General features: G+C 40.8%; 12 protein-coding genes, 1 pseudogene and 1 other annotated feature. Of the genes and pseudogenes, 12 read left to right on the top strand and 1 reads right to left on the bottom strand.

What is annotated here, in order from left to right; genetic code table 11:
- Positions 1-110: 110 nt before the first annotated feature.
- The 12 genes and pseudogenes from ilvB (at position 111) to PAT3040_RS08740 (ending at position 8,913) form a co-directional block, all read left to right on the top strand.
- Positions 111-1,841, top strand: a complete 1,731-nt coding sequence (gene ilvB / locus PAT3040_RS08800; RefSeq protein ID WP_108992318.1) for a biosynthetic-type acetolactate synthase large subunit — start codon at positions 111-113, stop codon at positions 1,839-1,841.
- A 14-nt stretch (positions 1,842-1,855) separates the two neighbouring features.
- Positions 1,856-1,945 (top strand): annotated as a pseudogene (locus PAT3040_RS38525) (acetolactate synthase small subunit); the annotation flags it as partial.
- Positions 1,946-2,326: 381 nt separating this feature from the next.
- Positions 2,327-2,530, top strand: coding sequence for a hypothetical protein (locus PAT3040_RS08790; protein WP_108992317.1), 204 nt, complete (start codon positions 2,327-2,329; stop codon positions 2,528-2,530).
- A gap of 60 nt (positions 2,531-2,590) precedes the next feature.
- Positions 2,591-3,502, top strand: a complete 912-nt coding sequence (locus PAT3040_RS08785; protein ID WP_108992316.1) for a class I adenylate-forming enzyme family protein — start codon at positions 2,591-2,593, stop codon at positions 3,500-3,502.
- A gap of 123 nt (positions 3,503-3,625) precedes the next feature.
- Entirely contained in the window at positions 3,626-4,255 is a 630-nt protein-coding gene (locus PAT3040_RS08780) for a TetR/AcrR family transcriptional regulator (RefSeq protein ID WP_108992315.1), read from the top strand.
- A gap of 486 nt (positions 4,256-4,741) precedes the next feature.
- Positions 4,742-4,960 (top strand): hypothetical protein, encoded by a 219-nt coding sequence (locus tag PAT3040_RS08770; protein WP_108992313.1) that lies wholly within the window; start codon positions 4,742-4,744, stop codon positions 4,958-4,960.
- Positions 4,961-5,022: 62 nt separating this feature from the next.
- Positions 5,023-5,133: an Imm7 family immunity protein gene (locus PAT3040_RS39905; RefSeq protein ID WP_373863932.1), complete on the top strand. Its 111-nt coding sequence runs from the start codon at positions 5,023-5,025 to the stop codon at positions 5,131-5,133.
- 184 nt (positions 5,134-5,317) lie between these two features.
- Positions 5,318-5,725: a DUF4304 domain-containing protein gene (locus PAT3040_RS08760; protein ID WP_108992311.1), complete on the top strand. Its 408-nt coding sequence runs from the start codon at positions 5,318-5,320 to the stop codon at positions 5,723-5,725.
- 71 nt (positions 5,726-5,796) lie between these two features.
- A complete protein-coding gene (locus PAT3040_RS08755; protein WP_108992310.1) occupies positions 5,797-6,258 on the top strand; it encodes a hypothetical protein in 462 nt (153 codons plus the stop codon).
- A 121-nt stretch (positions 6,259-6,379) separates the two neighbouring features.
- Positions 6,380-6,637: a binding site (T-box leader), on the top strand.
- Between the two features lie 47 nt (positions 6,638-6,684).
- Complete coding sequence (locus PAT3040_RS08750; protein WP_108992309.1) at positions 6,685-7,464, top strand: class I SAM-dependent DNA methyltransferase; 780 nt, start codon at positions 6,685-6,687, stop codon at positions 7,462-7,464.
- A gap of 171 nt (positions 7,465-7,635) precedes the next feature.
- Entirely contained in the window at positions 7,636-8,250 is a 615-nt protein-coding gene (locus PAT3040_RS08745; RefSeq protein ID WP_108992308.1) for a hypothetical protein, read from the top strand.
- A 276-nt stretch (positions 8,251-8,526) separates the two neighbouring features.
- Positions 8,527-8,913, top strand: a complete 387-nt coding sequence (locus tag PAT3040_RS08740; protein WP_146200387.1) for a hypothetical protein — start codon at positions 8,527-8,529, stop codon at positions 8,911-8,913.
- 245 nt (positions 8,914-9,158) lie between these two features.
- On the opposite strand, the gene PAT3040_RS08735 is transcribed toward PAT3040_RS08740, so the two are convergent.
- Positions 9,159-9,328 (bottom strand): manganese catalase family protein (locus PAT3040_RS08735; RefSeq protein WP_181376515.1); only part of this gene is annotated, 170 nt, incomplete at its 5' end.

Raw genomic sequence — 9,328 nt, 5'->3', positions numbered from 1 at the left:
AAATCAGGGTGGTACCACGAAATCTTCCCCTTTCGTCCCTTCAGGCACTGCAGCTACTTGCTGTAGACTGAGGACGAGAGGGGTTATTTATATTTTAAGGAGGAAATCAAATGGATGAAGTGTCTATGCCCACGTACAAAACACATCAACAATTTCAGGATTTGTTAACTGGATCGGAGGTTCTTTTAAGTTGCTTGCTAATGGAAGGTACAGAATGTGTATTTGGGTACCCAGGAGGAAATGTCCTTTACATTTATGATGCAATGGTCGGTAACCCAGACTTCAAACACATTTTGACTAGACACGAACAAGGTGCTATTCATGCGGCGGACGGGTACGCTCGATCAACAGGAAAAGTAGGAGTTTGCATCGCCACCTCCGGACCAGGAGCGACTAACTTAGTGACAGGAATTGCGACCGCTTATATGGATTCTGTACCGCTTGTGATTATTACTGGTAACGTTCCAACAACAGTCATGGGCACGGATGCATTTCAGGAAGCGGACATTATTAGTATTACCATGCCAATAACCAAACACAGCTACTCAGTACGTGACGTACATGATCTGCCACGCATCATCCATGAAGCATTTCATATTGCTAATACTGGAAGGAGAGGTCCGGTATTGATCGACATTCCCAAAGACGTGTCAAATCAAAAAATGCTTTATCATCCATCAAACAAACTAACTTTACGGGGATATTGTCCGACTCCCAGTCCTGATTCAAACGAGATAGATAAGTTGATTCAGGCTATTGCAGAGTCCGAAAAGCCGGTCATTATAGCTGGAGGTGGGGTGGTTTATTCCAATGCATCTAATGAGCTGCTGGAATTCGTGAGTAAAACAAAAATTCCGGTGACAACCACATTGCTTGGTTTAGGCAGTTTTCCAAGTGCTCACGATCTGTGGTTAGGGATGCCAGGTCACCATGGTACTTATACGGCGAATATGGCAATCCAAAACGCTGATCTTATCATTTCAATTGGATCACGGTTCGATGACCGGGTTACAATGAAAGTTAATGGATTTGCTCCACATGCCAAATGGATTGCTCACATCGATATTGATCCGGCTGAAATTGGCAAGAACATCAAAACGGATATTGCATGTGTCGGCGATATAAAAGCTGTACTAGAATATGCAAATACAAAAGCCACACCCTCCAAATCAAATAGTTGGATCAATAAAATGCAAGAAAACAAGTCTATGTATCCATTACGGTATAAAGATTCCGATACGGAGCTTAAACCGCAATTTGTTCTTGAAATGATAAATGAGACAACGCGAGGGAATGCAATTATAACCACTGACGTAGGTCAGCACCAAATGTGGACTGCACAATTTTATAAATTTAACCATTCCCGTTCACTGGTGACTTCCGGAGGTACTGGAACAATGGGATTCGGTTTCCCCTCTGCTATAGGTGCTCAGGTAGGAAATCCAAACCGTCTCGTGGTCTCTATAAATGGTGATGGGGGCATGCAGATGTGTGCACAAGAGATGGCGATTTGCGCCATCCATAATATTCCTGTAAAAATTGTCGTAATTAATAATCAAGTGTTAGGTATGGTCAGACAACAGCAGGAGATCGTTTACGAAAGGCGTTATAGCCAAATTGATCTTGCTGGTAGTCCCGATTGCGTAAAACTAGCTGAAGCTTACGGAGTTAAGGGATTAAGAGCAAGCACTAAAGCGGAGGCATACCGTATTTGGCTAGAGGCTCTCGAGACATCTGGACCTGTGCTCGTTGAGTTTGTTGTGCCAAAAGAAGAGAATGTATATCCTATGGTTCTCAGTGGGACAACATTAGATCAGTTAATAATGGGGGATTTCGAATGATTTAGAAACATACAATTTCTGTCCTGGTTAATGATCAGCTTGGCGTTCTACAGCGAGTATCAAGCTTGTTCGGTCACCGTGGCGATAGTATCACAGTTGGGGCAGTCGGATGATTATCGTGGCTTCTTTGATCCTTATAACGACAGGAAGGTATCGGAACTAAAAAAATCATGGGAAACTCTTTGTGAAAAGAAAGTAAATGAAGCATATAAAGACTATATGAAGTAGCACAAACTGCTTGAAGAATTCAGCCAAAGCTTTAAATAATATTCAAGCATATTGATGAGTTAGTGAGATTAAAATTTCCGTAGATTGTAAAAAAACGGGGGTGTACATTGATGCTGTTAAATGCTATTAGGGTGCCAGAAAAAGTCCGATACGTTTGAGGGCAGGATCGAGGGATTAACAAATCATGGCTTGCATGTAGGCTGCTCTATGACAATGACAGAGAGAGTCAACCGCTTGTCGCTAAGGAGATTACCTTAATGTCCGATGAACCGAAAGTTGAAGGTTTCATTGGTTATATTACCAAAATGGACGGAGATCAGATGTTGGTTATTTCTTCGGAACCAGAGGATTTCAGCTCAAATGGTGGCATAGCTGAATATTATGCTGCCGTTTGGTTTACAATTGATGACCCGCCGCACCCACTATTGGAAAACCTGATTCCAAGAAACTCCCATATTTGAGGTATAATCTTCTTATTCCTAGTTATCATACCTGAAAAATTAAATATTGGAGGCGATATCATGCTACTATCTGAACGCTTGCCATTGGCAGCAAGGTTGTACCCAGCGGCGCCAGCTCTTTTACGCCACGGCCAGATTATGAATTATGGGGAACTTCATCGCCATGCTGAACAACTCAGTAATGCCCTGTATGCCGAGGGACTCCGTCCTGGTGACCGAATTGCTTTTCTCGGTGATCCTGATCCCCAACTTGTTGTAGCTCTCTATGCCTCGGTTGGGATCGGTGCCATCCCGCTGGCGGTGTCTCCGTTGTTAGTAGTACCTGAAATTGCAGCCATTGTTGAGGATGCGGAACCACATGATCCGATTCGTCTTCGATCAGTAGGTCGTCCAGCTGATTTAGCTGCTCAGGGGGAACAGGCATTTCAAGTTCGGATCATCGCAGAGGATGGCCTGGAGGCGGATGTAAACGAGTCTGGTGAAATAGTTGTTCGTGGTGCGCAGACTATGTTAGGGTATTGGCGCCAACCAAAAGAAACTAATGAAGCGATGTTCGACGGCTGGATCCGCACAGGAGACGTCGGTTGCCTAGATGCTGATGGCTACCTTTATGTATTGGATCGCCTGAAAGATATGGTTATTGTAGGCGGTTCCAATGTGTACAGTTCTGAAGTGGAGCAGGTGATTGCATCTCATGAAATGGTTAATGATGCAGTCGTCATCAGACTCCCACTTTCCGGCGAAGGTGAGGCGCTCGTCGCTTGCGTAGTTCTTCAGGACAGAGGAAGCTTGGACTTGGCACAGCTGCAGGCGTTTTGCGAACTGAGTCTCGCGCGGCACAAATGGCCAACTCATCTTTTCATTCTAGATCAATTTCCTCGGACTGCTATAGATAAGGTAGACAAAAAGCGGCTACGCAAACAACTATCCTCATCTATATACGAAGGGTTAAGCTCCTTCGGAGAACGATAGTTCAAAACAATAAAAGCGGGAGCCGATCAGAAGATCAGCAGCCGCTTTTATTGAGTAGAGGCCAGGTTCATGCACAACCTTATCCTATATCATACGTTTTTACGGACGTACTAAAATAAAAACATGAGTAAAAAAAATATACCAAATAACCAAAAACAAATGTCGTTCATCGAAAAAGCTCGTAGAGCTCAAATTGTGGAATACGCGATTGAGACAATCGCAGAACTAGGTTACACTCAAGCCTCTTTAGGAGAGATTGCAAAACGTGCGAAAATCAGTAAGGGGGTCATCTCTTATCACTTTGCAAATAAAGAGGAATTATTAGAGCAAATAGCTATCGAATACTATATTGCTTGGCAATCCTACATTGCTCCACGAATAGAAGCTCAAAAATCTCCTAAAGAAATGCTTCGAGTGTATATTGAATCCAATCTTGTATTTGTAGCTGAAAATCGGCAGCATGTTTTCGCTGTTATAGAATTGGGTTCTAAAAAGATAACTGCTGAAGGTAAACTCCAGTTTGCAGCAGACCATGATGAAGCTATTTTACTTCCAATTGAAAATATTCTCGCCCTAGGGGTGCATGAAGGGCTTTTTCGGGAATTTACCAAACCATCGGCAAGGGTGATGGCGTTAACAATTAGAAATGCCATTGACGGGTTTACTATGGAATTAATGAGAAAGCCTGATTTAGATGTTCAGGAATATACGAGAGAATTGGTTACAATCTTCGATATATCAACTAAAAAGTGATGTGTCACCAAGGGGGTTACCAATGTTTTACTACGATGTACTTTGCTATAATTGTAAAAAAACATTCAGGGTATACGAAGGTTCACTAAAATATAAACAAGCTAAGGAAAGAAAGGTTAAGATTTTTTGTTGCGAAGATTGTGCTGATAAAATACGCATTGAAGCAATTTTGAATTTTATGCGCGGGATTAATCGTTTTTAATTTTTGATTTTCTCAACGATTGTCAAATATTGCACTAAAACGCCGCGGCAACAATTAAACCGAGCAACTCCCGTCTTTACGAATTTTTCTTATGGGAGATTAAGCCTAACGGAGAACTTTAGTTCAATTATCTAGGGAGGAGCTACCGCGGCAGCTCCTCCTTTTGTTGTTCAGCTATCGGGCAGCAGTTTAGCTTAATTATAAGTATTCTTTACGTCCCAAAATTTGGGGTTAAGAGGTAAGCTAAAGCTATTATCTATAGCTTGGTTGAGGGAGTGTTCTGCATGGAATTAAAAGTATGTGATGAGAGGAACAATACCGACAAATCTTATGTCGTAAACAAAATGATTGAATTTAATCTGAAGCATTTTCCTGATGATTTGAAGGGCAGATACGAGGTCGTTAACTTATATTTGAAAGATGTTGATGGAAACATTTACGGTGGGTTGGTCGGTGAAACGAAGAAACGGACTAGACTCATGGACAATCACTGGACTACATAATCATCGTTCAAATTATGTGCTTGAAATGTATCATTGGCTTTCTGTGAACCTACCTGGTTCATATGGGTTATTTATATGTGCATGATGATGAAGACGCTGAAAATAGCAACAAATTCGTCGTATGGAGGTTAGCTCGCGGCATTTTAACTCGTGAATCGGATTTATTCCGGTAGTTGAGGATGAGTATGATCCCGAGAAAGGTGATTGAGCTAACTGGAAACGTTAATTGAATGATCCAGGAGTAGGTTGTCACAGCGGCAACTGCTTCTTTTTTCATTATGTGAAAGTTAAGGGGAGTGCAACGAATTATCGAATCCTACGTCTAACTGTGCAAAGTAATAAGTTGGAGAGATTTAGTTGTCAGTAGAAAGAGATAAAATGATAAGATCACTGAAAGACATCGTTATTCCCAGATTACGCGAGCGCGGCTTCAAGGGTACATTCCCACATTTTCGAAGAGAAACCGAAAAGAAAATAGACCTCCTAACATTTCAATTCGATAAATATGGTGGTTGTTTCATTATCGAAATAGCCGTTTGTTCACCAGAGGGTCATACCCATCATTGGGGAGAAAAAGTCCCTCCGAATAAAGTAACCGCACATGATTTACATCCCAATAATAGGCTGAGGATTGGAGATAAGGACGAATGGTTTAGATATGACAAACGTGCTTTCTTTGGCAATATTTACGACAAAGTAGCGAACAAAGTATTTAAAAATCTAAATCAAGCAGATGATTATTGGTCCATTACTGACTTCTGTTAAGCAAACGGGAGACGATAGCACCATTACATGACGGGAGCGGTTAAGATTGTTTGCCGTAGGGGGATTACCACGTGAATACCAAGCCGTATGCCAGAGAGTTATTGAAAACTGGAGGTAATCTGGGAATCGACACGATTCTATTAAGTGAGCTTGAATCAGAACGTTATATCAAAAGGGTATTAGGATTCTTTAGGCCTTATAAAACTACTGGACACTTATCCATCGGCACGGAAGAGTCCCGAGTACTTCCGCTAGAGCAGAATGAATTTACCTTTTCAAGTCACTTGAAAAGTGAACCTGCGTACATTTTCTTTGACCAAGAAGGTTTTGATAAGAATTCAGTGGTTGTAGTAAATGATGCTAAGTTAATTGGACAACTAATGGAAAACTCTTTTGGAATGGAGTATTTTGTATCGAACCAAAAGGCAGACTTCTTGATTGCTGTTAATTGGTATGTCATAAATGTAGCGGGGACAGCAATTGATTCTCTTAAGAAACTAATCGTGATTGATTCTAATGATAAGCAAGTTTGATTGATGATGTTCTATTGTTGAGGTAACGGAGAACGATAGCTGAATTGTGACGGATCTGGATAAAATCGTTGTGTAACAAGCTAATTGATGATAAAATCACCCTAATACCAATATATTCCTATTAAAGGCACTGATGAGAGTGAGTACTTGGACATAATCTTTTCCAGAGAGCCCCTGTTCGCTGAAAGGGGGTAAAGATTAGCTCAATGAAAATGGTCTCTGAGCTGCACTTCGAAACCGCATGGGAGTAGGATGTGACGGGCGCACCCCTTATAGTGCTAGGTAAAAACTGCTTTTTAAAAAGACGTACCCGAAAAAAGATCGATGTAAAGCATTGATGAACTTGGGTGGTAACACGAGTCTAACTCTCGTCCCTTTATGGGACGGGATCTTTTTTATTCTCAATTTTATAAGGGAGGTTAAGGAATGGAACGAAAAAACACCTTTAATGAAATTGCAAACGAATATGACAAGTACAGACCACCTTATCCAGAACAACTTTTTAGAGATATTTTGGAGTTCGCAGAATTAAAAGCGAATAATGAGATACTTGAAATTGGCTGCGGGACTGGTCAAGCAACTACAGGGTTTGTTAATTTGGGGTATTCCAATATTACCGCCATTGAGTTAGGCGAGAATCTGGCTGAACTTACCCGGCAAAAATTTAGAAATAAACAAGGTGTCAAAATAATAAATTCCCAGTTTGAGACCTGGAATCATGAAAACGAAAAATTCAATTTGGCGATTTCGGGTACAGCGTTTCATTTCGTTCAGCCCCAAGAATTTGGATATAGAAAAGTTTTCGATCTGCTTAGAGATCAAGGAACAATCGGCTTTTTTTGGACTGTTCATGTTCCTTCATACATTGAGCCTTACAATGAGATTCGTGAAATTTACAGAAAGTATGCTCCGCAACTCGATGATTCTCAAAACCCGTCGCTGGAACAGATTATTGAGGACAGGTCAAAATTAACATTAATGGACGGACTGTTTAAGGATCTGAAAGTTAAGCAGTATACTTGGGATCACCACTTTACAGCAAGTGAATATATTTCCTTGCTAAATACGAATTCTCGGCATAGGCTAGTCCCTGAAGACGTTCGTAATGAATTATTTGGTGAGATTAGAGAAGTTATTGAACGATATGGGGGCAACCTTGTAAAGCCACAAGCAGTTGTGTTGTTCCTTGCAAAGAAGAGACCATGATGAGGAATCGTTAAGCTATCATGAGACGCTAACTCAATCAATCATGCAGACCGGTTAAAGCCAAGCAACTGGCTGTTTAACGCAACAAACTCATTAGTATTTGCGTATTAATGATGTGTGGTAAAATATGGTGGGTTATGAGTGAGAACCTTTTAGGGGTGAACAAAGAAAATGGACTACTCTAGAGGCTTAAAATTATTGATTGGTGCTGTGATTTTCGTTTCTGTTGGAGTGGGTGGTGCAGTAGCATACCAGAATGTTTATGCAAAAAGTGCAACTACTCAAAGTAGCGTTAGTCCGCAAACCTATTCTCTAAATGAAAGTGGACAGACATATGGTTCTGCTGGAGATACCATTCCCGATGAAATGCTACCTGATTTAATTCATGGAGGAAGTGTGGATGGCCTTGCAGGATATGTGTTGAAAAGCGATTATTTAAAAGGTGGAACTGATGTCCCTCTATATGATGTAGAGGGGAAAAACATAATTGGCTCCATTCATATTGCCGGCGCTAAGAGTTTAGACTTCTATCCTGAAAATGAAAATGGACAGACTTACGGTTCTGACGCAGATGCTACTTCTCCGGAAACGAGACCTGATTTAATCCGTGCTATAGGTGAGGATGGCATTGAGGGATATGTGTTGAAAAAAGACTTGGACGGTGAGCTACCCAAAACACCCGAGGAAGCCATTGCGAAACAGAACAGTAGATCACCAGGAGGGCGCGATATTCCGCTGTATGACGTTGATGGTGAAACAGTAATTGGTGTGTTTCATGTTGGATGAAAATAAAAAAGTATATTAAGTATGTTCAAGGTTAAGCTAACGGTGAACACTAAATAAACGATTAGGGGAGCAGCTTGCCACGGCAGTTGCCCCTTCTTTTATTAGGCTAGGCAGGATTGCATAGAGATATTAGAATTGGTTGAACTATAAACCGCCAAATATAGCTGTTATATGTAAAGCGAAAGGATAATGATTTTGATAAAACTTTTGAACCTCTTAAAAAAACACAGGTATAAGATGGTCAGTATCTATGTAAGCAAGCACGATGTCTTGTATATGATTCCAACAGGATCGTCAAAAAAAAAAGGAGGAGCAGTTGAAATTAACATTGTAAATGATCTGAAGTCTCCATACACAAGTAATGCTCTTGAAGAGTTGTTACTATTAACGTTTAATCAATGTTACACCAGAAATCCAGATGAATTATTAAATACTACGCCAATTGAGCAATATTTAAATATTAAAGGATGGTCTAATGCTGTTCGAAATATGAAGCTTATCAGTTGTTCTTGGGATGATGATATAGGTTATGAGATTACACCGACCGACAAAATCCCCTACAAAGGGTATCAGCATCAAAAAGGGATTGTATTAGGCAAAAAAGTTAGCCCTGGTGATTTAGCGGAGGCTGTGAAAATAGCGATTAAAAAATCAAGGATTTAACGAGAAATTGGTCATCTGTTAATTTATGTAGGATACTTGAAGAAATATATTACGCTAACGGGAGACTTTAGTTTAAAGGTTCTTAAACGAAATATAAAAAATACCGCGAATCCAGTAATATCAAGGGCTCGCGGGGATTCTCGAATTTTTCAAAAAACATTCTTATATAACGTAATGGCGTCCCAGGAGGACGCCATATTGTCCTTACTGTTTGTTATTTAATAATCGTGGAACGCGAACAGTCCTTAGAAAAAGATCTTCCGATCCCGCTCCTCCTTCAAAATTTCCACAGCTTCTCTAAAGCGTAGCGAATGAACAATTTCGCGTTCCCGTAAAAATTTGAGGCTGTCTTGCAAGTCTACGTCATCCGTCAAGTCGATCAGCCACTGATAGGTGGCCCTGGCTTTTTCCTCGG

It is taken from the genome of Paenibacillus agaridevorans (genome assembly GCF_003112455.1).
Taxonomy (GTDB): domain Bacteria; phylum Bacillota; class Bacilli; order Paenibacillales; family Paenibacillaceae; genus Pristimantibacillus; species Pristimantibacillus agaridevorans.
This window is presented reverse-complemented; position numbering and strand designations above follow the sequence as displayed.

Bases quoted from the DNA above. Each gene is read 5' to 3' on its own strand.
- ilvB (WP_108992318.1), top strand. From the start codon at position 111: ATGGATGAAGTGTCTATGCCCACGTACAAAACACATCAACAATTTCAG.
- PAT3040_RS08790 (WP_108992317.1), top strand. From the start codon at position 2,327: ATGTCCGATGAACCGAAAGTTGAAGGTTTCATTGGTTATATTACCAAA.
- PAT3040_RS08785 (WP_108992316.1), top strand. From the start codon at position 2,591: ATGCTACTATCTGAACGCTTGCCATTGGCAGCAAGGTTGTACCCAGCG.
- PAT3040_RS08780 (WP_108992315.1), top strand. From the start codon at position 3,626: ATGAGTAAAAAAAATATACCAAATAACCAAAAACAAATGTCGTTCATC.
- PAT3040_RS08770 (WP_108992313.1), top strand. From the start codon at position 4,742: ATGGAATTAAAAGTATGTGATGAGAGGAACAATACCGACAAATCTTAT.
- PAT3040_RS39905 (WP_373863932.1), top strand. From the start codon at position 5,023: ATGGGTTATTTATATGTGCATGATGATGAAGACGCTGAAAATAGCAAC.
- PAT3040_RS08750 (WP_108992309.1), top strand. From the start codon at position 6,685: ATGGAACGAAAAAACACCTTTAATGAAATTGCAAACGAATATGACAAG.
- PAT3040_RS08745 (WP_108992308.1), top strand. From the start codon at position 7,636: ATGGACTACTCTAGAGGCTTAAAATTATTGATTGGTGCTGTGATTTTC.
- PAT3040_RS08740 (WP_146200387.1), top strand. From the start codon at position 8,527: ATGATTCCAACAGGATCGTCAAAAAAAAAAGGAGGAGCAGTTGAAATT.